The sequence below is a fragment of the Candidatus Binataceae bacterium genome (assembly GCA_036495685.1).
GTDB lineage: Bacteria > Desulfobacterota > Binatia > Binatales > Binataceae > JAFAHS01.
The window spans coordinates 29,292-53,305 of sequence record DASXMJ010000172.1 but is presented as its reverse complement, the minus strand read 5'-3'; the positions used below and the strand labels follow the sequence as shown (position 1 = coordinate 53,305).

Sequence of the window (24,014 nt, the reverse complement as noted above, 5' to 3'; positions counted from 1 at the left end):
CATGGCTATCATTGCAATCGATTTCGGAAAGCGTCGCATAGGGCTCGCCATCGCCGAGTCCACAGATTCCGCGGCTTATCCCCTGGGCACGATAACCCGAGTATCCCTGGACAAGGACCTCGAGCAGCTAGGAAGTTGGATCAGCTCGCGTGCAGCCAGCCAGCTGGTGGTTGGTCTGCCGCTCAACATGGACGGCACCGAAGGTTCCTCTGCACGAGCCGCGCGGACCTTCGGGGCGCAACTCGCAACCCACTTGCATCTGCCCGTCGATTACACCGACGAGCGCTTGACCAGCTTTGAAGCACGCGAGCGGCTTTCGGATCATCGCCGCAAGCGGCATCGCAAAACCGCCGTTGATGCTGTAGCTGCTACGATCATACTTGAAGAATGGCTCGCGGCGCATCGAAATTCGTCATAATCGCTGAGGAAATTCGTCATAATCGCATAAGGAGGCTGGCGCGCCGGGGCACCATCCGATGCGGAAGCTGAAAGCAATCATCGCTCTACTGGGACTCGCAGCGATCGCCTTCGCCGCAATTGCGGCATTTGAATTCTATTGGCTCACCCCGACCGAGATTTTCGCGACTCCCCGCAGCGTAACGATCGAAAAAGGTGAATCGTTTCGATCGGTGGCGCACAAGCTCGCCGCGGCGGGCGCCGTTCGCAGCGCCCTCGCTATCCAACTCTATGGGCAGTTCACGGGGAGTGCGCGTCGGATCAAACCGGGAGACTATGAGTTCAAAGGCGGGGAACGGATTCCGAACGTGATGCACCACCTGGTCGCGGGCGACTTCATGGTCGTAACGGTCGTCGTACCCGAGGGTCTAACCGTTCATCAGATAGGAGAGCGTCTGGAGGCTGCGGGCTTGGTGTGCCAAGGCGATTTCGAGGATGCCGCGCGCGCCGGTGCGCTGGTCCGCGCGCTGGGACTTATGCCGCTAGGGGCGGAGGGTTACCTCTTTCCGGCGACCTACCGTTTTTCGCCGCACGCCTCGGCCGACCAGATCTTGTTTGCGATGCTGTCGCGGTTCTTTCGGGTGCTGACACCGCTGGTGGAAGCGCGGATGTTCGAGCTAGGACTGAACACGCGTCAGGTTGTGACCATGGCCTCGATCGTCGAGCGGGAGGCAAAAGTACCGGGGGAGCGGCCGCTGATTGCCGGGGTGTTTTACAATCGGCTCAGACTGGGAATGCCGCTTCAATCCGATCCGACCGCTGAGTATAGTTTGGATGGAACCGTCGGTGCAGCCGCCCAGGCAGTGAAAACTCCGAGCGCATTCAATACCTACGAAATAGCAGGTCTTCCGCCGGGGCCGATCGCGAGTCCGGGCCTGAAGTCTATAGAAGCCGCGCTATATCCCGCGCAATCGAACTTCCTTTATTTCGTGGCACGCGACGACGGAACTCATGTGTTTTCCAAATCTTTCACCGACCACAAGCGCGCCATCCTGGCGAGCAGCAAGGCCCACCGGTCCAACCCCGCGCGTCCTGTCGCGGCTGGTCGAGCCGATTAGGCTATAATTCCATCGTGCCTAATCCGGTTGAGATTCTAAGCCGTACGAGCGGTCGCATCGCCAAGGTCGCGGCGGCACAAACGCTCGCCTACGCAGTGCTGCCCGCTCTTGCAGCGGCAACGCTCGCAGCGACGCTGCATCGGCTGGGGCAGGCGACCTGGGAGAGATGGGGCTACGTGCTTAGTCCCGCGGGTATTCAGATTCTGACCGGTTCTCTGACGGCCATCGCGCTCCTCATAGTGATAACCGCCGTGGTGCTCGCGTGGCGTGCCTACCTGCGCGCCCGCGATTTTGTCGGCGCTGCCGCGCAAGTTGACGAAGCCGTCGGTGGTCATCAGCAGATCCTAACGTTTGCGACACTCGTTGACCCGGCAGCGCCGGAGGCTACAAAGGCCGGCCGCTCTCCGCTCTTCCCGCTTTTATGGAAGCGCGCGATCTCCTTCTTGGATTCTTTTGACGCCAGCCGCGCCTTTCCGTTCCGGCTCGGCCGTCCTATCAGGCGATCGTCGGTTCTGACCTTCGCCATCGCAATCGCCATGGTGCTCGCCACCCTGGGGCTGGTTCGCCCGCCATCGCCGCTGCAGAGCGAAGCGATGAAACTGCGCGAGAGCGCCAGCGAAATTGAAAAGTCATCCGCCGGCCCCGGGGATCTCGCGCTTGCCAGTAGCCTGCGCGATGTCGCCGATGAACTTGAGAATCCCAAATTACCCCCGGAGCAAAAGCTCAAGCGGCTCGAGGAAGTGATGCAGCAGGTGGCATCGCGCGGCGAACAGGGGAACGGCAAGGAGAAAGGCCAAGGTGGCGGAGGAACCGCCGCTTCCAAAGAGGGGAAGAACCAGGGCACGGGCGAAGGCGCCGGTTCAGCGAATGGTTCGGGCCAGGGCTCGGGACACAATCAGGCCAATACGGGCGCCGGACAGAACGACAAAGGCGACAAGGGCAAGGACAATTCTATTGAGCTTCAAAACGAACTCGCCAAGGCCGAAGCCCAGGTCGAAGAAGCCAAGAGTCCTGAGCAGACCCCGTCATCGAGCAGTGATCAAAACAAAGGCGAAGCGCCCGAAGTCGGAAAGGGAACGGACCAGAAGGCGGCGGGTAATCAGCCAAATCCACAACAGCCTGGGAATACTCCGATGCAGGGTGCCAACGCCGGCCGCAATCATCCGCAGGCCGGCGGCAACAATCAGCAGACCGGCAAAGACCAGGGATCAAACCAGGGCGACACTCGATTGGGCGAATTTCCGACGCCGACCAAGACCGAGCGCTTTTCGAAGGGCGGCAGCGATGCGCTTAACATTCACGACGCGCGCTACGTCATGTTTCGGCTCCCAAGTGCAATCCCGGTCGGCTCCGGAGGAACCACCGTAATCGATCCGAACCGGACCAAAGCAACCACGCCGTATGTTAACGCTCCGCTCAAAGAGACGAGTAGTGATGCTCCTCCGGATGAGCGGCAACTGGTTCCACCGCGCTATCGCGATTTGATTCACTAGGCAGAGGAGCGACGAGGACAAGGGATGGGAGCGGCACCGCAAGTACCACCCGACCAGCGTGTAGCTGAGTTTCGCAGGGTTTTTCTACGCGCCGAGCAGGAAGTCTCACGCGTGATCGTCGGGCATCAGGAGGTAATCCGCAAACTGCTGACCGCTTTGTTCTGCGGCGGCCACATTTTAATCGAGGGTGTTCCGGGGCTCGGTAAGACCCTGATGTGCAAGGCGGCCTCTGATGCGCTCGGCCTCATTTTCAAACGCGTGCAGTTCACACCCGATCTGATGCCTTCGGACATCATCGGTACCCAGGTCCTAGCGGAGCAGGATGGCAAACGGGAGTTTCAGTTCAAGCCGGGCCCGATCTTTGCCCACATGGTGCTCGGCGACGAAGTCAATCGCGCGACGCCGAAGACCCAATCCGCCCTGCTCGAGGCGATGGAAGAGCGCCAGGTTACGGTGTTTGGCGTCACCTATAAACTCGAAGCGCCGTACATCGTGCTGGCCACGCAAAACCCGATCGAACTCGAGGGGACCTATCCTCTGCCCGAGGCGCAGATGGACCGGTTTCTGTTCAAAGTGATCATGAACCCGCCCAAGCCGGAGGAGTTACGCGAAATCCTAAACCGCACGACCGGCGCTGAAGCTCGCAAATCGGAGTCCATCTTTGATGGCCGCAGCGCTCCACAAGTGATCGAGAGCTTGAAGGCGCTGGTGCGTGAAGTGATGGTGGCGGAGCCCCTGGAGCGCTACGTCATAGCGATCGTCGGCGGATGTACCCCAAACACTCCCGGCGCAATTTCCGAAGTATCGCAATATCTGCGCTTCGGACCGAGTCCGCGAGGTGCGCAGGCCATGATTTTGTGCGCGAAAGTGAACGCGCTCCTCGACGGGCGCGTGAGCGTCAGCTACGACGACGTTGACGACGCGATAGTGCCGAGCCTGCGCCATCGACTGTTGAGGAACTTTCAGGCCGAGGCCGAGAACGTTACCACCGAGTCGCTCCTCGAACAGGTGCAAAAGCGTCTCAAGCGCCCGCGCAGCTAGCGGGTCGTTGAAAGCTCCGCAGGTAATGAGGAATGTTCGTTTTCAAGGACCCCGCAATGCGGTGGCCGCCTCCTTCGGTAGTCGGCCGCCAGGGCAGACTGCGGTGAGGGAGCCAGATGAAAATCATTCTCCGTACCCCGCCAGTGTGATGCTCCGTTAATGATGGCGGCGAGACGTTTGACAAAACCCCAAACCAGCTGGGCGGAGGTTAACGCGACTTAAGCGCGGGCGATGTTCGATCTTCCCGACCAGTTTACGGCCCACTTTCTTGCGCGGCTGGAAGAACTCCGCATTCGCACTCGCCGGCAATACGCGGGCATAGGCAAGGGCGCTCATCTTTCGCCCAAACGGGGGTCCTCACTGGAGTTCAACGACTACCGCCATTATGCGCCGGGCGACGATTTTCGCCACATCGACTGGGGACTCTACGGACGCACCGACAAGTACTACATCAAGCTGTTCAAGGAAGAAGAGGACCTGCTCACCTACATATTCCTCGATGCCAGCGCATCGATGACCTATCCGGCGGGTGACGGCAAATTTGAATACGCGGTGGCAACCGCGCTAGCGCTCGCCTACGTCGCGTTGGGATCGGGCGACCGCGTGATGATTCGGGTGCTCGGCGGTAGCGCCCGGGGGCTGGCGCCCGCATTCGTGCACGGACGCCATCGAATTGTGGAGTTGGCGCGCAAGCTGCGCGAGGTTTCGCCTGGCGGGCAATATGATTTCGCGCAGGTCCTCGCCCGCGAGATGCTCTCAATTCGGCGCGCAGGGAAGGTCTTCGTCATCTCCGATTTTCTGATGATGCTCAACTCGGTGACCAAAGGACTCGGCTTATTCCTGGCGGCATCGATGGATCTCACCGCCGTGCAGATTCTTGGGGGACGTGAGCTTAAGGGGCATGGACTCGACGGTGATGTCGAAGTGATCGACTCCGAATCCGGCGAGCGGGTGCGGGTCGCGATCGGGGCCCGCGAGCGTGAGCAATACCAGGAGACGCTGATGCGGCTCACGCGCGAGATCCGTTCGTTCTGCCTCAAGCGGGGTTTACACTATTCGCTGTACGTGACCGATCGTGAGTTCCAATCGTTTTTCTTGCGCGCGGTCGCCGAACTGGGCCTCGCACATTGAGTCCTATGGGGCTGCTGTATCCCGGAGCTCTCGTCTTTCTCGCGATCGTGCCCGCGCTCGTGCTCGCCTACTTGGCGCGCGAACGCCCTGCGCGTGTGGTCGTCTCGAGCGTGCTCGCGTTTCGCGCGCTGCGCGGCCTGCGCAAGGAACGCTTCGGCGGACGGCCTCGTTTCGACTGGATGTTCCTGGTCGAGCTGGTCCTGCTGTTGCTGGCGGTACTGGCGATGGCGGGGCCCTACCTTATTCGCAAGAGCAGCCCGATCGCGCTGGTGATCGACAACTCAGCGGCAATGCATGTTAGGCTCGATTCCGGCGTGACCCGCTTTAAAGACGCGATTAGTAAAGCGCAGAGCAGGCTGTCAGCGACTGATGGTAACGGCACGATTACCATCTTTGCGACGGCCCCCGCGCCGCATCGCATCGCGCCGCCCTTCAATTCCCATGCCGAGGCCTTGCTCGCTATTCACCGAATGGAGCCGACCGACGCCCCCAACGACAGTAACTCGGTAGCAGCGTTGCTGAGCTCACTGGCCGCGGAAGGGCGCTTCAGCAGGATAATTTTCGTGGGCGGCCAGGCGATCGCACCGCCCGTACCCGCAACCATCGATTCAATCCTGGTGGACGATACGATTTCCAACCTCGCGCTCGGTTCATTCGGTTTGCGCCGCGAGGTGTTTGGCCAGGAAGCGCTTCGCGCGCAGATCACGGTCGCCAATTTCTCATCTCAGCCAAAGCGGGTTGAGGTCATCGTCGAGGGCGATGGGAATCAACTCGGCGATGCGCACGAAACCCTGGCAGCCGGCGAAACCGGTTCGCTGGAGTTCCCCGCGCTCAGGCCGGCCCGCGTCTACCGCGCGGTGCTGAAACCCGACGACGCCTTCCCGCTCGACAACGTCGCGTACGCGACCAGCGGATCGGTCAAGGAGGTTTCCATCCTCTTTGTTACCCCTTCCGCCGCCGAGTCCGCGGGGCTCGATTCAATTCCCGGAGTGTCGGTCAAAACCGTAGCGCCCGGTTCCTTTGCTCCTGAGGATTTGAAAAACGCCGACCTCGCAGTCTTCGAGTACTCGGCGCCCAAGGAACTCCCGGGGGTTAACTCGCTGCTGGTGGTCCCGCCGCCGGGGGATCCGGTTTTCGATTTTACGGTGACACCGGCGGCAGGAATCCAAGTCGCCCAGTGGCGCGACACCGACCAACTGACCGATTCCGTGAACTTCCGGCTGTTGAATATCTCGCAAGGCGAGTTCCTGGGTGAGCACCCGTGGATGGCCGCGGTGGTTTCGGGACAAGGGGGCGGGCTGCTTTTGCGCGGCGAACGTCAAGGTCACCGATATATCGCGACCGGCTTCAATCCGTTCCCTTATCTCGGCCGGCGCAACCTGCCGATGTCCGTGCTGACGCTCAACATCCTGAGCTACCTCGCCGGCCTCGGTACCAGCAGCGCGGGCTTTCGTACCGGGCAGCCATGGCTGACACCCGCCGGGGTCGAAACCATAACGCTTCCGTCGGGCAAGAAGGTAAAGGCTACCCCGGGAACGCTGTTCACGGACGTTGGTTCGCAGGGGATCTATGAACTCTCCGGCCCTGATATTCCGGCCACCCCCCGCGCCGTGAACCTTGACAACCTGACGGTATCCAATTTCCAGGATACGCCGCCGTTAAAGGTTGAAGAACGAGGCTCGGCCTCTCCGAACCAGCAGTTCACCGAAAAAGCCTCGATGAGCGCATGGGTGCTTGGGACGATTCTCGCACTGGGTGCGTTGGAAGCGATGCTGATTTACCGCCGCCGACGGAGGGTGCTCGAGGCGTAGCCGAATGGACCTTCACGCCCTTATCGGCGATCTTTCGCTGGCACGGCCTGCGACACTCTATCTGCTCGCGATTCCAGCGATTGTTTTGGCGTGGTCGCTGTGGAACGCGCGCGAATGGATCAAGATCTGGGCACCTCTGCTGCGCGTGATCGCATTGTCCCTGTTCGTCCTCGCAATCGCGAATCCGGAGAAGGTGATGCGTTTTGAGGGTGCCGCGCAACCGGCCGTGGTCGATGCCTCCGAGAGCATCACGCCCCAGATGCGTGCCTGGACCGTGCATCTGCTCAAGGACGATTTGAAACTCCGTCCGGCGGATCCCGCATTCATGTTCGCATCCTCGGCCGTTTCTAGGACGATTGGTGAAGTGGAAGCAGACTTTGAGTCGACCGCCTGCGATAGCTGCGCACCGGCGCACACCAACCTGGAAGCTGCGCTGCTGCGGCTGGCGGCCGATCCCGAAGCCGAGGGCGGCCCCGCCGTGCTGGTAACCGACGGCTGGGAAAACCTGGGCGACTCGACCCGCGCGATCAACGCGCTATATGCCGCGCGCATCCGGCTTGATGTCTTCACCCCTCCCGGGGCCACGTCGATTCCCAACGTGGCCATGACCGAACTTTCTTTGCCGCCGGCGCTGGAAAAAGCCGAGCCCTTCGCGCTAGGCGTCACGATGGACAACTTCAACCCGAGGCCTGTCAGTGGAACGATTTATGTTTATCGAGGTGATGAACTCCTGAGCGCGCGCAAGGTCACACTCAAACGTGGCTCTGAGCGTTTTGACTTTCCGGTGCATAACGAGGCGACCGGACTCGCCTCTTATCGCGCTACGTTTAAAGCCGACGATCCGAGCTTGAACAGGTATCTCGAAGACGATTCTCTGGAGGGCTGGGTCGGAGTCGGTGCTCAACGCAGGGTTTTGATTCTGACCGACTCGGGCAAGGACGCCGCGTACCTCCAGGCCGTCGCGCAGCGGCGCGGGTTCGATCCGTCGGTCGTGCCGGTGACCTCGGGCCAATGGAACGGAAGTCTCTCCGGCTACGATGCCGTCTTTCTGAACAATCTGCCCGCCGAACGGTTTACGCCGGCAGCGCACGATGCGCTGGTCAATTACGTCGAACGGGGGGGCTCGCTTGCGATGATTGGCGGCGACGCAAGCTTCGGCCTAGGGCAGTGGCAAGCGAGTCCGGTCGCCAAAGCCATGCCCGTCATCATGAAACCGCCCGAGCGCAAGGAACGCAAACGTGCTCTGATTCTGATTATCGACAAGTCGGGTTCGATGGGGCGCGCCGACAAGCTGACCTATGCCAAGGCAGCCGCTGAGACGGTGGGTAATACCCTCAAAGATTCCGATTTGATCGCGGTCATCGGTTTTGACTCCCAGCCGTTCGTCGTGGTGCCACTCGAGACTGTCGCCAAAAGCCGGAACTATCTGAACCAAATGATCAACCGGCTCGTCGCGCACGGAACGACTTATCTGCTCCCGGCTTTGCAGGAGGCAGAACGGATGCTTGCCTCGAGCGGCGCGCAACTCCAACACGTTGTGATCCTGACCGACGGGGAAGTTGGCGGTACCCCGTCGATGTACTACGACATCGTTTCGCGAATGCATCACGAAGGCGGCGCCACCATTTCCGCGATTGCGGTCGGCAATGACATGGAAGGGCTTGACTTGCTGCGGTCGATTAGTCGCTACGGCGGCGGCGCCTTCTATCAGACCGAGAGCGCCAAGAATCTGCCCGCACTCTTCGTCTCGGACTTCAAGCAGCACGGTGGTGAAACCACGATGCAGGAGGCGAAAGAGTTCACCCCGCACACCGTCTCTCCCGACCCGGTGCTCAAAGACTTCGCGGGCAAACAGCTCCCGTCGCTCAAAGGTTACGTCTCGACGCAAATCAAGCCGAATACCAACGTGAGCGCCTACATCGATCGCGGCGATACCAGGGAACCACTCATCGCAAGCTCTAGGTACGGGGCTGGCAAGACGCTCGCCGTTACCACCGATGCGAGCGGAAGATGGTCGGGGAACTGGGTGACGTCCAACGTATTCGGCCCACTCTGGGATCGCCTCTTCAACTGGCTGACACCCGAAACCCAGAATGCGCAGAAATTCGATGTAGCGCTGGGTTACCAGGGCGGGCGCATCAACATCAAGCTAAACGATTATTCCTCGGAATTCGGGAAGGGTCTCAGCGTTCTCAACCTGAGCGCGACCGGCCCGAACAACATCCGTTACGAGACAGCTCTGACGGAGCAGGTTCCCGGCGAGTTTTCGGGATCGATCGACGCGCCGGTGCCGGGGACTTACTACCTGACCATGCGCGCGCCGGGCGGATCCAAATCCGCCACTCTTCCGCCCCTTGCGTACACGGTAAGCCCTGCCGTGCTAGCCGAGTTGCCAAGACCCGAAGCGAACTACGGCCTACTGGAAAGACTCGCATCGGCGACCGGAGGGCGCTTGAATCCAAGCGTCAGTGAAACTGGGCTCTCGCGCCCGACGCTCGAACGGCGCGAATCATTGAGCTCGTTTCTGATTATCGCCGCGATGATCGTCCTCATCGGTGAGGCTCTGGTGAGGCGGCTGACTGCGTGATTCACTTCGATCCAACTTTGGGTTCGGTTCGTCCTTCGGGAGCTCAGCGAGGTAGTTTGACTCGTACAAGCTAAGCTTTCTACTTTCCTCGGCGTTGCTGGCGCTCGCGCGCTCGGGCGGCATCGATGGAAAGTGAAAAGCGACCAGCAGACTGGCGGCGGCGTTGAGTAGGATCAACAAGGAAGCAGTTCACCCCAATCACAGCGTGCAGCATCGCTTCCCGCGCGAGGCCCGCTTCTGCCCCTTGTGCGGCGGACCGATGGAGCGCCGTCCGATCCTGCCCGAGGGAAATGAACATCCCGTGTGCGTGCGATGCGGTTTCGTGTTCTTTGCAGCGCCGAAGCTCGCGGTGGGATGCCTGGTGATTGATGGTGGACGCGTGCTGCTGCTGAAGCGTGGTAACCAACCCGCGATGGGCAAATGGACATTCCCGGGCGGGTTCGTAGAGTTCGGCGAACGGGCGATCGACGCAGCCGTGCGTGAAACGAGCGAGGAAGTCGGGTTGCGTGCCATCGTCGATGGCTTGCTCGGAGTGTATACCGATACTTCAAATCACAATGCGCAGCTGATTGCGTATCTGGCTCACGCGCAAAGCGGCGCGGCGACGCTGTCTTCCGAAGCCGTCGAGGTCCGTTATTTTGCGCCGCCCGAGATTCCCTGGAACGCCATCGCATTTTCTAGCACCGCCGACGCGTTGACCGACTGGACAAGGTTGCTCAAGCGATCGTAACAGTCGCGCTAATCCTGAAAAACGTCGTGAATAAGCCGTTTTCCGCGCTTTGGCATTAGCTGGACTGACGCTTTCGTGCTATTTTTCTCATACTAGGTCGGCCAGCGACCACGGCACTTTCTGATTTGGAGGTAGCCATTATGGAACGGGTGGAAGTGGTAGGCTCCAACACCTTTGTCTTGCGAACCCGGCAACTGGGTCCTCACTGCTGGTGCTGCGACGTGTATGAAAGGCGTGAGCAGGATGAGACGGTCGAGCTATTCGCGTTTGAAGACTTCGGGGAGAGTGAGATCGAAGCGATCGCGATGGCCCTGCAGGACGCCCACGAGCCTTCCTATCTGAACAGTCACTGACCGGATGCTTGAAGAGCCCGAGTCGCCTCGGGCGAGCGTTTTTTTATGGGCGTGGAGCCTGGCTCCCCACCGCGCATCAGCAGCACAGCACACGAAGATCATTTCGCACTCACACTAGAAAATGTCCCGGTATCTGGGGTGTGATGCCCGCTTAAGTTCGCGGGCTGTCAATCACCGACCCGCCTGATCGTCATCTCGCGCCGTTTGCTTCCGTCGTCGCAACAAGGCGAAGGAGGTCTTGCGACCTCGTCGCGCAATATGTACTGCACCTATTTCTATCAGACCTTGGCGGCCAGTGGCCTGACGAGCTGGCGCTCGAAGTCGCGCTCGACCGCCTCGATGGAGTCCGCCTCGCTTACGGCTTTGTCGGTGCGGATGCGAACTATGCGGGCGAAGCGCAGCGCCATCCCTGCTTCATATTGCGGACTGCGCTGGATATCATTGTACCCTACTTCGACCACAACCTCGGGCCGCACCACGACCGTGCCGTGTGATTCGCTGATCTTCAACGCGAGCAAGCGCTCGGTCATTTCGCGGAATTGTTCGTCGGTCAATCCTTTGAAGGTCTTGCCGACCTCGCTGAAACCTCCGGTTCGCTCATTGCGCGCCGCCAGATGGTAGTTAGAGAGCCATCCGTGCCGACGACCGTAGCCCCAGTCCGCCGCCACTATGACAAGGTCGAGCGTGCGCGCGTGCTTGATCTTCACCCATCCGCGCCCGCGCACCCCCGGCATGTACGCGCTCCTCAGCGCCTTCCCGACGACACCTTCGTACCCGGCGGCGATCGCATCGCGGAAAAACCGTTCGGCTTCCGAGAGGGACGGGGTCATCAATCTCTGCACCGTGTCCAGCGATGCGGCGCTCGCGAGATCGTCGAGCAGGCGGGCGCGCTCCGCATAGGAATGATCGATTATCAGAGCGCTGTCGAGCGCGAGCAGATCAAACAGATGCAGCCTGATCGGCTGCTCAGCGCGCAGTCGCTCGATGTCCTTGACACGCCCAAAACGGCGCATGAGCTCTTGAAAGGCCAATGGCCGCCCCAGCGAATCGACCGCGATGACTTCACCGTCCAGAATCGCCGAACGCCCCCCAAGCTTCCCGATCGTGTCGACCACTTCCGGCAGGCTTGTGGTGATTTCATTCATGCGCCGCGAAAAAATGCGCGTGGAACCTTCCCCGTGATGGATCTGCACGCGGGCGCCATCGAGTTTGTGCTCGAACGCGAGCTCGGGCCCGAGCATCGCAAACGCTTCGGCAATGTCCGCGGCGGGCTGCGCCAGCATCGGCTTAAGCGGTTTCACCCCCGCCGATCTTCGCCCGGGTCCACTCGGCAGGGCACCGCCCTCGCGGAGAATCCGGACGGTACGGCCCAGATCCGCTTCCAGCATATGGATGCGCCGCACGTCGCTAACCGGTCGATTGGCCATCCGCGCGATCGCCTCGAGCATCATGCCTTCGCTCACTCCATGGCGCATCTCGCGGATCAACACTTTGGCCAGGTACTTGCCTTCGAGCGCGGAGCTTCGCGCAAAGAGCGCGCGCAGAGCGTCCAGCTTGCGATTGCGCGCGTGCCGTCCTTCGATCTCCGCGATGTCGTGAAAGGCGCGATCGACTTCGCCGATCGTCAGGGTCGGTTCGGGATCCGCTGTCCGGCGACGGAGCATGATCGCGACCGCCTCTCCGAAGTCCTCCGCCGCCGCAAAGATATCCTCGCCTTGATCTTCGACCCCGACCATTTCTGCGACGATTTTCCAAATCGCGCGGCCGCTGAGTTGCAGCCGCTTCTCCTCGCCCTGCTCAAGGGCGCGTCCCACCATGAAGCGGGCCGCGACCTCGGCTTCATCGATCGACAATGCGGCGAGGAAAGTACCAACCGCCTCCGCCATCTGCAGGCGACTCTGAGTCTGGCCCAGTTCCTGGCAGACCAGCGCAAAATCGTAGAAGGAAGACACCTCGGGAATTAAAGGCGCCCGCCTAACAAAATCGCAAGCGGCGCCGCCGCCTCCCGCAACTAGTCGTTCCGCGGTGAGTCAGGGGCGCCGGGGCACCGCTATAGCACGAGGGCGAGGAGCACGTTTCTTCGCGACCGTTCCGGGACCCCGTGTAAAGTGGCCACCCTCCCGATAGGTGGAGATCCCTTCAAGCTCCGAGTGGGTGCGATTTCACGAACGGCACAAAGACGCGCAGGAACTCATCGCGGCCTTCGGTGGTAAAACCGTGACCCGCGTTCGCGATGAGATGGAGCTTCGCGCCGGGAATCCGCTCCGCGAGAAGCTCCGAATTGCGCGCAGGGATCAACACATCCTTCGCTCCGGTTATCACGAGCGTAGGTGCCTTGAGGTTAGGCAACCTGTCCCAGGTCTTGAGCGTGTAGGTTCCTTCGAGCTGCCGTTGGAACGCGAACGGCGGGGTCGGATGCTCAAGCAGCCGCGGGATGCGAGCCTCAAGCCGGTCGCGATTATCTCTGATGTACTCCGGCGTCAGCGACAGCGGCCAGCCGCGCCGGATGATGTCCTCTGGCGGAACACCCTCACGGGGTGCTGTCAGCACCTTGAGCGATTCCGGCGGCGGGGGGACGGAATGGGACCCGCCCGCAGTCGTGCATCCCAGTGTGAGGCTACCGGTGCGACCTGGATGGCGGAGCGCGAACTCCTGGGCGATCATCCCGCCCATCGAGACTCCAAAAATATGGGCGCGCGGAATCTTCAGCCCGTCGAGCACCCCGGCCGCATCGTCGGCGAACATCTCGATGGAGTAGGGCTTGTCGGGCTTGTCGCTTTGCCCGGTACCGCGATTGTCGAAGGTGATGGTGCGGAAGGACTTTGCCAACTCGTCCACCAGTTCAGGATCCCACGCCGCCGAGCTGGCGCCCAATCCCATGACCATCAGGAGCGGCTCGCCGCCTCCGCTCACGTCGTAGTGAACATTGATATCGGTAACCGTAAGCTTGGGCATCTGCCATCCTCCGCACTGGTCTGTTCGCCCTGACCATTCGTCCCCAGGTTTCCATTCGGAACGATCAGGACTCGTATAGTTACGCCCTGCCGTCACCCCGCAATGCGTAGCGCCATCTGCGATTGCCGCCGAGGTTTCGCGGAGAAGTCTCTCTCAAACGAAGCGAAAATGACACCCCGGCGCCGCGCTGTTCACCGGACGTTGTCGCTCTCCCCCATCATGCGGCGCTGGACTCCGGGGATGGAGCACTTTGCTGTGCCGGGATCGGCAGGTCGCGCTTGCGGCATCGCATGATCAACTCGCTGCGAACGATGTAGGCGGTTTCCTCCACCCCAAAGCCGTGTCGCATGAGGATCTCGGTCAATTTCTCACGAGTATAGTGGGTGATGTGCTCGTCGGCGTAGCCGCCGGGCAGGAGAAAACGGTAGGTCGGCTCGATAATGCGCCATCCGATGGTCGCATAGTCGGGCGTGCCGAGAATCAGCATGCCGCCAGGTCGCAACACCCGCCGCATTTCGGAAAACAAGATTTCGTCGTAGGCGAGATGTTCAATTACCTGTGAACTAATCACACAGTCGAAGCTCGCGTCCTTGAACGGGAGGGCGAAGGCCGAGCCGCGAGCAAGTGGGATTCCGTGGTGCCGAAGGAAGCGCAACTTGCCAAAGTTGAATTCCATGCCGACCGCGTTGTTGAGGCTTTGGACGATCAGGCTTGAGCCACAGCCCGCGTCGAGGATGCGGCCTGCGCCGCGCGCCCAGGAGACCGCGATGGAATGACGGCGGCGCTGCCAATAGCGCTGGAACGGAATGATGCTGTAGTAGGCGCGCTCATCATAGTCCGCGGACTCCAGCGAGTTACGCAGCTTCCACATTCGCAGCGCCGATCGCAACTGGGCCATGCCGAAGCGAAGCAGGCGGATATGCGAGCGTCCCGCCCTGCGCGGGAAGTAGGTAAACGGCACTTCAACCACGGCGTAACCGCGCGCGTAGAGCCGCACCAAAATTTCCCCCAGCACCTCGAAATTGGTTGAAGTAAGTTTGAGTCCCTCCAGTGCGGCGCGCCGATAAAGGCGGTAACCGCTCGAAACATCGCGCACCGGTAGCGACCAGAAACGGCGCAGAAACATATTGAGCAGCCGGCTCAGCGTTTTGCGAAACACGTCGGTATAGGCCACTCCGCCGCGCGTGTAGCGCGACGCGATCACGATGTCACCGCGGTCGCGCGCGCGCCACATTTTGGCGACGAAGTCGGGATCGTGCGAGAGGTCCGCGTCGAGCGTAAGGACCCAGTCCCCGCGGGCCTCCTCAAATCCGGTCTGAATCGCAGCGCCGTATCCCTTTCCTCGTTCGGAAACCACGCGGACCCCGTGAGCGGCGGCGGACTCGCAGGTGCCGTCGCTCGAGCCGCCGTCGACCACCACAATCTCCCCGACGAGCCGCGCATTGTTGAGCAGCGACTTGAGGCGCGGGATCAAGATGTCAAGATTTTCCCTTTCGTTAATGACCGGGAGGATTACGGAAATATCCATCGAGTAAATACTTCATTTATCCGCATCGCCGTACAAAGGGAACCTCGATGCGTGCGGCAGGCCGGCCGCCGGGCCACCCCGCAGCCCAGCTTTGTCCGAAGACACTTTTAAAAAATTGGCAACCGCTCCCATCCGCGCTGGGTTTTGACGTCGTATGTGGTGGGTTTTCCAGAGTCGACAAGTGAGGCGATTGAGGTCATTGCAGTTTTCTTCTCAACAGCTTTCGAACTCACGTCATCCGATGGCTGGTCTTGCGGTCGCGGGCCCCGCACCGTAGCTTCAAATTGGTGGAGGCGGAGCGGATAGCAATGCGTGCGCGACTCATCGGTTATCGAGGCGTTCCCTGGCTCGTCTTATTGATAGTATCGCTGTTGGCAACGTCCGCGTGGGCGGCCCGGACCAGGTCGCACACCTCGCGCCGGGCTGCGTCCCAAGAGGCGCCCGCGGTTTCTCTTTCCGATATCCATGTCTTCGGCGATCGTCCGGCACCGTTCGCGCTCGATGCGAAGTCCGCGATGATGGTCGACCAACAGACCGGCGCGGTTCTGTATTCCTATAACGAACATGCGCGCATGCAACCGGCCAGCCTCGCCAAGATCATGACCTTTTTCCTGGTGCTTGATGCGCTGGCACAAAAGCGCATCACGCTCGACACCATGATGCCGATTAGCGAGCAGGCCTGGAGACTCTCGATGGATGAAAGTGTCTCGCGCATGTTTCTAGGCGTCGGGCAAAAAGTCGCCGTACAGGATCTCCTGTTCGGGCTGATGGTCTCGTCCGGCAATGATGCCGCGGTAGCGCTCTCCGAATACCTGGGCGGAAGCCCCGACGGTTTCACGACGCAGATGAACGCGAAGGCGGCAGAATTGGGGCTCAGCGAGACTCATTTCACCAATCCCGATGGTCTGCCGGTTGAGGGCGAGTACACGACCGCGGCGGACATGGTGAAACTCGGTTGCGAACTTCTTCGCCGTCACCCGGAGGCGCTGACCTATACAGGGGCGAAGGACTTTACCTACGACAAAATCAAACAGCCCAATTTCAACACGCTGCTTTTCTACGATGGACGCGTGGACGGAATCAAAACCGGCCACGTCGAAGAGGCTGGCTACCATCTGGTCGCGTCGGCGAAGTCGAACGGGATGGTCCTGGTATCAGCGGTAATGGGCACGCCCAGCTCTGAGAAGCGGCGCGTCGAAACGGAAAAACTGGTCGACTGGAGCTTTCGCACCTTCGCGACGGCCAAGCCCGATGCGCACAAGGTGATGCCCGCGACTGTCCCGGTCTTCTATGGAGTAGCCGAGACCGTCGCGATTGCCCCGGTGCACGAGACTTACGTGACGGTTGGTAAGGGCGAGGAAGGAAAGATCGATGTCGCTTGGAATCCGGCGGCCAAGTACATGAGTGCGCCGGTTGCCAAAGGCGCGGGTGTGGGGCAGCTGGCCATCACCCAGGATGGCAAGCAGATCGATTCCGTACCGGTGGTTACCCAGGCGCCGGTCCAGAGCGCCGGATTTTTCAAGCGTCTGACAGATCACTTCCGCAGGGTTAAGTAGTTCCAGGCGGCACTCGGAGTTCGGCGGGTCGCGGAGCCGGTTAACACTTTAAAACCCACGCCGTCGTGCAGTCAGAGCCTTTCGTGAGCGTGGCACGCGACTCCCGCGCGCCGATAGTCTAGGAGGTGCCGGACCGGAGTCAGCGCCGGGGTTGCTCAACCTGCAGCCGGTCCAATAACGTTTTCGCCAATACCAAGTCGTTCGTATCGAAGCCTTCGGTGAACCACTGGTAAACCGGCGCGAGAATCGCATCCGCCTGCGCGGCGTGGTCCTGCGATGCCAACATTTTTGCGAGGCTGAAGGTCGCCCGTAACTCCCAGGATTTGCCTTGTTGCGCCCTTGCCACCCCGATGGCACGACGAAAATTCTCCGCCGCCGCGCGCTCCTGCCTCTTCGCCAGCATGAACTCGCCGCGCAGCCGCCAGATTTCCGCCTCGTTAAATCGCTCGTCGGCCTCAATTCCCTCCGCTGCCTCATCCACTGCCCTCAGTCCTTCCTCCACGTTGCCCGCGCGCAGGAAGGTGGTGGCCATCAGTACCAATCCGTATCGATAAACCGGCAGAGTTCCGTATTCGCGGGTGCCCGCCATGCCTTCGCGCATTAGCGCGATGCCGCGATCGAAATCCTCTTCCTCCACAATCGAGGCGCCCAGCGACATCGTTCCCGAGGCGAGCCAGTGCGGATACCCATGCTGCTGCGACAGTTCGATCAACGCCTCTGACTGTGCGCGTATTTGAGCGTAGTCGCCGCACAGCGCTTCGGCCGCGATGGCGAATTGGAGGGCGAAGGCCATGCTGTAGGGGCGATTCAACTTGCGCGCGAGGCTGAGAGCCTCGCGGATGCGAGTGCGCGCTTTTTCCGGGTAGCCCAGCGCCCACAGCGTCCAGGCGAGTTGGCTGCGTCCGGCAATTACTCCCGCCCTGGGCATCGGCAGGTAGCGGTCCAAATCGCGATTGTAGATCGCGGCAGCACGCTCGAAGTGATCTCGTGCGGGTACCAGATTTCCGCGCCACATCTCGGTCGAACCTGTCGCATGCTGCGCATTGGCAAGAGCATCTTCGGCACCAGTGTTTTCCGCAATCGCGAGCATTCGTTGCGCAGTCGCCGCAGCCGCCTTGACCTGCCCGCGCGAAATTTCGACGTCCCACATCCCGGCCAGCACCATCTGGATTTCCGGGGACTCGCCCGCCCTGCTTAACAGTTCGCGGGTGCGCTCTAGCTGCGCGTCGAGTTCGCCCGTGGCGAACCCGTGGATGGCCGCGAAGATGGTTCCGTACTGAACCCGTAGAGCGATTTCACGCCGCACCCGCTCCCGTGTGTCGGGGAGTTCCGCGATAAGGCTGAGAGCCTGAGTAAGATAACGCTCCGCTTCCGCATAGGCGGAGCGTGCGTGGGCGCGAGTGGCGGCACGCTCCAGAAATTCAACCGCTTTGGCCGGGTTGCTGCTGCGCGAGTAGTGATTAGCCAACTCATCGAGGTGATCATCGAGCTGCGCGTCGAAAATCGTTTCAATTCCGGCCGCGGCGCGCTCGTGAATTGCCTTGCGCCGCTCGGCCAGGATCGAATCGTAGGCAACTTCCTGGGTAAGCGCGTGCTTGAACGTATAGTCCGGCTCGGGGGCTGCGGGTTGTTCGTAGATGAATTCGCCGACCTGAAGATTGGATAGCAGCGGGGTGAGCGTCTGGTTTGACTTGCCGGAAACGTGCCGGACCAGGCCGAGCGGAAATTCTTTGCCGATCACGGCCAGCGTCTGAAGCAGGTCTTTCTCCTCCGCTGCCAGCTTATCGATTCGCGCGGCGATGATTCCCTTGACGGTCGCGGGGAGGCGGATCGATGAAAGCGGCTTCACCAGCTTGACGGTCCCGTTACGCGTGAGCGCGCCCTCGTCGAACAGCACCTGCACCATTTCCTCCATGAAGAACGGATTGCCCTCGGTGCGCTGGACGATCATTTCCTTGAGCGGAACAAGCGGCGCGTCTTCGCCGATCAGACCATTGAGCAGTTCGCCCGCCGTTTCGGGCCCCAACGGATCAAGGCGAAGCTGGCTGTAGTAAGTCTTGTTGCTCCACTGATGGTGATATTCGGGCCGATAGTTGACCATCAGTAGAATCCGCGCCGTGCCGATGGAGTCCGCAAGCAGGTCGAGAACCTCGCCGGACTCATCGTCGAGCCAATGGAGGTCTTCGAAGATGACTATGAGCGGCTGGTTCATGCTCTCGCGCAGAAGCAGACGCTTGATCGCATCCCGGGTGCGCGCGCGCTGGATGGATTGGTCCATCCCCTCCAACGAGTTGCCCTTGGCACTGGCTGCGAGCACCTGCAGGCGGTCCAGGCTCTGCTCCCAGAATTTGCTGTATTCTTCCAGCAGCTGCGACGGGTCCTGGACTGGAGCGGCAGAGAGGATGGACTCCTCGCCAATGCCCATCAACGGGGCCAGATACGGAAGCGTATCTTCGAGGGACCGGTCGAGGGCGAGCACGCGCCCGGTGATCTTCTCTCGCCGAGCGCGGTCGTCGTCGGAATCCGCGATTGCAAAATAGCCCTTAAGCAGATCGATCACCGGATGGTAGGCGCTCGCCCGCCCGTGGGAGACCGAGAATGCCTCGAGCACCCGCCAACCGCTCTGCTGCATCTGCTTGAACTCGTAAAACAAGCGCGACTTCCCGACTCCTGCCTCCGCCACCGCCGCGACGATTTGTCCATGACCCGTGCGCGCCAGCTCGGCGACTCGCTTCATGTGCGCAATCTCGACCGTCCTGCCTACAAATTTGGAGAGGCCCCGGCTGGCAGATCTATGCAGCCGGCTGCGCAGCGGCCCCAAACCGGTAACTTCAAAGACCTCGACCGGCTCGGTGACTCCCTTAATCCGTGCCGGACCGAGCGAGTTGAGCTCGAAGTAGCCGGCTACGATTTTACGCGTCTCGGCGGCAATCACGATCGAGCCCGAGGGTGCGAGGGTCTGCATGCGAGAGGCGAGGCTTACCGCGTGTCCGATCGGGGTGTACTCAACCTTGGCATCGCCGGTGCGAATTGAGCGGACCACCGCTTCTCCGGTGTTGACCCCGATCCGAATCTCGACCGGAGGCTGGCCCGCCGCGCGAAGTTCACCGGCGTAGCGGCGCATCTCTTCCTGCATCTTGAGGCCGGCGTAGAGGGCGCGCTGGGGATGATCTTCCTGGGCGTGCGGCGCGCCGAACAATGCAAAAATTCCGTCGCCGGTAGATTGAACGATATAGCCGTCATAGTAATGGACCGCGTCGATCATCCTCGCTATCGCGGGATCAACGATTGCGCGCGCATCCTCGGGATCGAGGTCCTCGATCAGTTCCATCGAGCCCTTCATGTCCGCGAACAGCGCGGTTACGACCTTGCGCTCGCCCTCCAGTGGACCGGTGCCAACCTCGCGAGCGGCCGGCCTCGTCTCGGGGCGGGCGGCGGCAGGCACGGCCAGAGCGGCGCCGCACTGCCCACAGAATTTGAAACTGTCAGGGTTCTCAAATCCGCACTTCGGGCAGAGATTGCGCAGCGGCGCGGCACAATTGCCGCAGAACTTCATCCCCCCAGGATTTTCGGTGCCACACTTGCCGCATCGCATAGTGGAGACTCTAGTCGTGCCATCGCGGTCGGCCTAGTGGTGCACCTCTTGAGCCTGCGGCGGATTCGCGACTCACCCGCTCTGACCTTCCCGCATTACGAGAAGCGAGCAGGAGAAACGGGCTTTCCACTGCCAACCATCACGCTCGCTGCCATCGGAAAATTCAGGCCTGCGCGGGGGCTCGCCGCGCGGATCTAGCCACATCACGTGAAAGCAGGGACCACTCAAGAGAGACCGAAACGCCCCTCGGTTATGGTAGCAGGCCGGCTCCTCGCCCGGGACGGTTCCCATCTAACGACACCAGTCTCGTGGGGGGCATCGCGAATCTTTTCCGCTTCCTTCGAACCCTCGCGGAGCCACGCGAGGGGAAGTTGCTTGAAAATCCTGGGACAATGGCCTTTGCCCAACCAGCGTCAATCCGATTCCGCAGGCTGCCCGACCCGACCCCTTGTCACGACGCGATGAACTCCCGGACCACGCGGTCGAACTTTTCGGGATCGTCGCGCTGCACGCCATGGCCCGCATTTTTGAAAAGTTCCAGACGAACCAGGTTGGCCGGGAGCGCGGCTGCCATGTCCTGCGAGTTCTGCATCGGTGTGATCGGATCCATGTCGCCGACCGTGATCAGGGTGGGACATCGAATCCGGGCCAGCTGGGGCAGCAAATTGAAAGTGCGAATTTCTCCCTGGAAAAAGAACGAGGTCAGCTCGACATTCTGCACCGAGCGCGCCATCCATTCCGGACTTCGCTGCCGCCGGGTGTAGAGCGGCAGGCACTTCTGAATATATTCCGCCATCACGCTTTGCGAAGGATTGTCGAAGAAGCGTTGCGCTGCGTCGCGCGCTTGCGCACCACCAAGGCGCGCGAAGACTTCCAGCGATCGATCGGGCCGAATTTGGGCCGCTGTGCTCGCGAGTATCAGCTTGCCCGGATGGTCTGGATGGCGGCTTGCGTAAGCCATCGCCACCATGCCGCCGAACGATTCGCCGAGAACGATCGGCCGCTCGATTTCCAGCACGTCACAGAATGCGCGCACGTCGTCTCCCCATCTATCGAGGTTCCAGTACTCCGGACGGCTGCGATCGCTGCGTCCGTTGCCGCGATGGTCGAGATAAATAATCTGCGCGATATCGACGAGGCCGGACAGGTCCGGTTTGAAGACAGAATGATCGAACCCCGGGCCACCATGCAGCATGAGGATGGTCGGCACTTCGCGCATCCTGGGGCCATCGGGCCGAAGCCTCGCACCGTCAACGTCGAAGAACAGGCGCACATCGCCAACTTGAACGCGCATAAGAAGAACTCCGGTACTCAGATTCCGCGGAGGCCTCAATCTCGGCCATCCCCAGCGGAAGGCAACTTACACCACCAACCCTCTAAACGAGCCGTCCATGCTTCAGGAGTTGCGGCGTAACGCGCGCCCGGGGCGGGCGCCGGTGTGGAGGCCGTCGCGCACGACGACGATGCCGTTTACCAACACGTAGTGCAAACCTTCCGGATAGCGGCGCGGCTGTTCGTAGGTCGCGGTATCGAGCAAAGAGGAGGGATCGAAAATGACCAGATCCGCATAGAAACCCGGGCGCACCTGCCCACGCTCCTTCAGGCCGAATTTCGCGGCGGACATTCCGGTCATTCGATGCACTCCCTCCTCCAGGGTCATCAAGCCTGCGTCTCGTGCGTAGCGCGCCAGCACCCGCGGGAAGGTTCCATACAGACGCGGATGCGGCCGACTGCCCATGGCGAGTCCGTCCGATCCGATCATGGTGCTGGGATGCCGCATCACGGTGCGGACGTCATCTTCGTTCATGGTCTCCATCACCACTACCGCTCCTGGACCCTCCTCGGCGGCAACGCGCTCGCCCGCGGCCCGTGGCGCGAGCTGCCATTCGTCGCACAAGTCTTTCAGCGTCCGCCCTTCCCATTCGGGATGCTTGGGAGTCGAAGCAAACAGCAGTTTTTCCGGCGCTATACTGCCCACGGCTCCCGTGTCTGCTCGCTCGTCCAATCCGCCGTTTTGGATTACCGCCTGGAGAATGGTGCTGCCGGAGGTATAAGGGTATTGATCCGCGGTCACATCGATGCCGCGCCCGCGCGCCGCTTCAATAAGTTTGAGTGATTCATTGACCAGACCCCAATTTTCTCGACCAGAGGCCTTGTGGTGCGATATCTGCACTGGCACGCCGGCTTCCTCACCGATGTGAATCGTCTCGCGGACCGCATCCAGCAGGTGCGCGGCTTCATCCCGCATGTGACTGGCGTAAAGCCCACCGGTCCGGTTGGCTTCGCGCGTCAGTTCGATGATCTCCGCAGTCCGCGCGTAGCGGCCGGGCTCGTAGATAAGGCCGGTAGACATGCCAAGCGCGCCGCCTTCAAGTCCCTCGCGCACCACCGCGCGCATGTGGTCGAGTTCTTTGGCGGAGGGCTCGCGGCATGCATTACCCATCGCGCTGTAGCGCACGGTGCCGTGTCCTACCAGCGCCGCAACGTTCAGGCTCGGCGGATTGCGATCGATTTCAGCAAGATAACCGGCGTACCCATTCCACTCTGGAACATTGCTGCGGCCGTGCAGACCGCTGAACATCGCGACCGCGATCGGAAAAGGAGCCGCGCCCATTCCGCAATTACCAACCACGTCGGTCGTCACCCCCTGCATCACCTTGAAGTCCATCGCAGGAGTGAGGAACACGGCGAAATCGTCGTGGCTGTGAACGTCGATAAATCCGGGAGCTAGGGCGCGATTGCGCGCATCAAGTTCTTGCACGCCCTCGCCGGAGACATCGCCAACCGCGGCGATCCGGTCGCCATTGATCGCGATGTCGCCGATAGTCGGCTTGGCACCGGTACCGTCGTAGATGGTGGTGTTGCGGATAACCAGATCCCAGGTGCCTGCCATAGTCTTACGTCTCCCACAGCTTCTATTTTTCGATTCGCAGTCTGAAACTCCGGTCTTCCGCCTTGGAATCCAGGACCACGTACCCTTCGGTTTCGGCCGCCTGCGGTATGTCGCGTGCCCCGCGCGGATCATCGAGCAGAATCTCCAGCACCTGCCCGCGCGACATCTCCTCCAGTCGCACCTTGGCGTGGGCCCAGTTTAGAGGGCATTTGATGCCTCGTAGATCGAGAAACACGGCGGGCTGGCTTTTGTTCATGTCCAGCCGCCCGTGCGGCACTTGCAGGTGGGAACTTTCACAGCCAGTTCCTCTCTCTTATCGCTCCGCTTATGAGGAGAGAAGGAGGGGCTAGCCTTTCGGCGCTGGGGCCTTCGACTCGGCCCACCCGCGCTTGAGCGGGACCACGTGATAGAAAGTGATCTTGCGCTGGACGAAGCGCCATTTTTCGTTGTCCCGTCGGTAGCGATCTTCGTAGTAGCCGGCCGCGGTCACGCTCTCACCGTTGCGCGTGAAGCGCGCTTCGATCCCGCAGGTACCTTCGGCCTCGTCGCCTTTTACTTCGATGATGTGATTCTGGATAAACGGAATCGCCAACTCGGGCTGATTGACCGATGCTCGATAGAAGCTGAGCAGCGCGTCGCGTCCGCGTACCGGCTTAAAACTGCCGTCCGTGACCTCCAGCACCCCATCGTCAGTGAAGAGTCCGGCCACCGCTTCGCCCTCACCATGCGCGACGTGCCAGCAGTAGCGGGCGGTTAACTCTTTGATCTGATCCCGATCTTCCAATTCCTGGATGCGCTGCTCGAGGGGTTTAGCCATGACCGTTTCT

General features: G+C 61.1%; 18 protein-coding genes. 10 read left to right on the top strand and 8 right to left on the bottom strand.

All coding sequences use genetic code 11. The features are described 5' to 3' along the window. Position 1 precedes the first annotated feature (1 nt). From ruvX to VGI36_15875, 9 genes are all read left to right on the top strand, one after another. Positions 2-418: a Holliday junction resolvase RuvX gene (ruvX, locus tag VGI36_15915; GenBank protein HEY2486633.1), complete on the top strand. Its 417-nt coding sequence runs from the start codon at positions 2-4 to the stop codon at positions 416-418. Between the two features lie 58 nt (positions 419-476). Beyond that, positions 477-1,514 carry an endolytic transglycosylase MltG gene (gene mltG, locus VGI36_15910; GenBank protein HEY2486632.1) on the top strand — a complete coding sequence of 346 codons (1,038 nt, stop codon included), beginning with the start codon at positions 477-479 and terminating at the stop codon, positions 1,512-1,514. A 14-nt stretch (positions 1,515-1,528) separates the two neighbouring features. Further along, positions 1,529-3,007: a hypothetical protein gene (locus VGI36_15905; GenBank protein HEY2486631.1), complete on the top strand. Its 1,479-nt coding sequence runs from the start codon at positions 1,529-1,531 to the stop codon at positions 3,005-3,007. 24 nt (positions 3,008-3,031) lie between these two features. Further along, positions 3,032-4,048 (top strand): AAA family ATPase, encoded by a 1,017-nt coding sequence (locus VGI36_15900; GenBank protein HEY2486630.1) that lies wholly within the window; start codon positions 3,032-3,034, stop codon positions 4,046-4,048. 231 nt (positions 4,049-4,279) lie between these two features. Further along, positions 4,280-5,179 carry a DUF58 domain-containing protein gene (locus tag VGI36_15895; protein HEY2486629.1) on the top strand — a complete coding sequence of 300 codons (900 nt, stop codon included), beginning with the start codon at positions 4,280-4,282 and terminating at the stop codon, positions 5,177-5,179. A 5-nt stretch (positions 5,180-5,184) separates the two neighbouring features. Next, complete coding sequence (locus VGI36_15890) at positions 5,185-6,990, top strand: VWA domain-containing protein (GenBank protein ID HEY2486628.1); 1,806 nt, start codon at positions 5,185-5,187, stop codon at positions 6,988-6,990. Positions 6,991-6,994: 4 nt separating this feature from the next. Then, on the top strand, positions 6,995-9,577 hold the full coding sequence (locus VGI36_15885; GenBank protein ID HEY2486627.1) for a VWA domain-containing protein: 2,583 nt from the start codon (positions 6,995-6,997) through the stop codon (positions 9,575-9,577). Positions 9,578-9,740: 163 nt separating this feature from the next. Continuing rightward, positions 9,741-10,307, top strand: coding sequence for an NUDIX hydrolase (locus VGI36_15880; protein ID HEY2486626.1), 567 nt, complete (start codon positions 9,741-9,743; stop codon positions 10,305-10,307). Between the two features lie 140 nt (positions 10,308-10,447). Next, positions 10,448-10,660, top strand: a complete 213-nt coding sequence (locus VGI36_15875; protein HEY2486625.1) for a hypothetical protein — start codon at positions 10,448-10,450, stop codon at positions 10,658-10,660. A gap of 278 nt (positions 10,661-10,938) precedes the next feature. On the opposite strand, the gene VGI36_15870 is transcribed toward VGI36_15875, so the two are convergent. The 3 genes from VGI36_15870 to VGI36_15860 all read right to left on the bottom strand — a co-directional run bounded on the left by VGI36_15870 (position 10,939) and on the right by VGI36_15860 (position 15,143). Then, on the bottom strand, positions 10,939-12,612 hold the full coding sequence (locus tag VGI36_15870) for an ATP-dependent DNA ligase (GenBank protein HEY2486624.1): 1,674 nt from the start codon (positions 12,610-12,612) through the stop codon (positions 10,939-10,941). A gap of 187 nt (positions 12,613-12,799) precedes the next feature. After that, positions 12,800-13,615: an alpha/beta hydrolase gene (locus tag VGI36_15865; GenBank protein HEY2486623.1), complete on the bottom strand. Its 816-nt coding sequence runs from the start codon at positions 13,613-13,615 to the stop codon at positions 12,800-12,802. Between the two features lie 217 nt (positions 13,616-13,832). Continuing rightward, a complete protein-coding gene (locus tag VGI36_15860; GenBank protein ID HEY2486622.1) occupies positions 13,833-15,143 on the bottom strand; it encodes a glycosyltransferase in 1,311 nt (436 codons plus the stop codon). 308 nt (positions 15,144-15,451) lie between these two features. On the opposite strand from VGI36_15860, the gene VGI36_15855 reads away from it, so the two are divergent. Continuing rightward, a complete protein-coding gene (locus tag VGI36_15855) occupies positions 15,452-16,699 on the top strand; it encodes a D-alanyl-D-alanine carboxypeptidase family protein (GenBank protein ID HEY2486621.1) in 1,248 nt (415 codons plus the stop codon). Between the two features lie 139 nt (positions 16,700-16,838). Here VGI36_15855 and VGI36_15850 read toward each other — a convergent pair whose 3' ends face one another. The 5 genes from VGI36_15850 to VGI36_15830 form a co-directional block, all read right to left on the bottom strand. Continuing rightward, the gene (locus tag VGI36_15850; GenBank protein HEY2486620.1) at positions 16,839-20,294 is read right to left on the bottom strand and encodes an adenylate/guanylate cyclase domain-containing protein; all 3,456 of its coding nucleotides are present in this window, start codon (positions 20,292-20,294) and stop codon (positions 16,839-16,841) included. Between the two features lie 451 nt (positions 20,295-20,745). Then, a complete protein-coding gene (locus VGI36_15845) occupies positions 20,746-21,588 on the bottom strand; it encodes an alpha/beta hydrolase (protein HEY2486619.1) in 843 nt (280 codons plus the stop codon). Positions 21,589-21,690: 102 nt separating this feature from the next. Beyond that, a complete protein-coding gene (locus VGI36_15840) occupies positions 21,691-23,187 on the bottom strand; it encodes a D-aminoacylase (GenBank protein ID HEY2486618.1) in 1,497 nt (498 codons plus the stop codon). A gap of 22 nt (positions 23,188-23,209) precedes the next feature. Continuing rightward, positions 23,210-23,443, bottom strand: coding sequence for a sulfurtransferase TusA family protein (locus VGI36_15835; GenBank protein ID HEY2486617.1), 234 nt, complete (start codon positions 23,441-23,443; stop codon positions 23,210-23,212). A gap of 90 nt (positions 23,444-23,533) precedes the next feature. Further along, positions 23,534-24,004: a nuclear transport factor 2 family protein gene (locus VGI36_15830; GenBank protein ID HEY2486616.1), complete on the bottom strand. Its 471-nt coding sequence runs from the start codon at positions 24,002-24,004 to the stop codon at positions 23,534-23,536. Positions 24,005-24,014 lie beyond the last annotated feature (10 nt).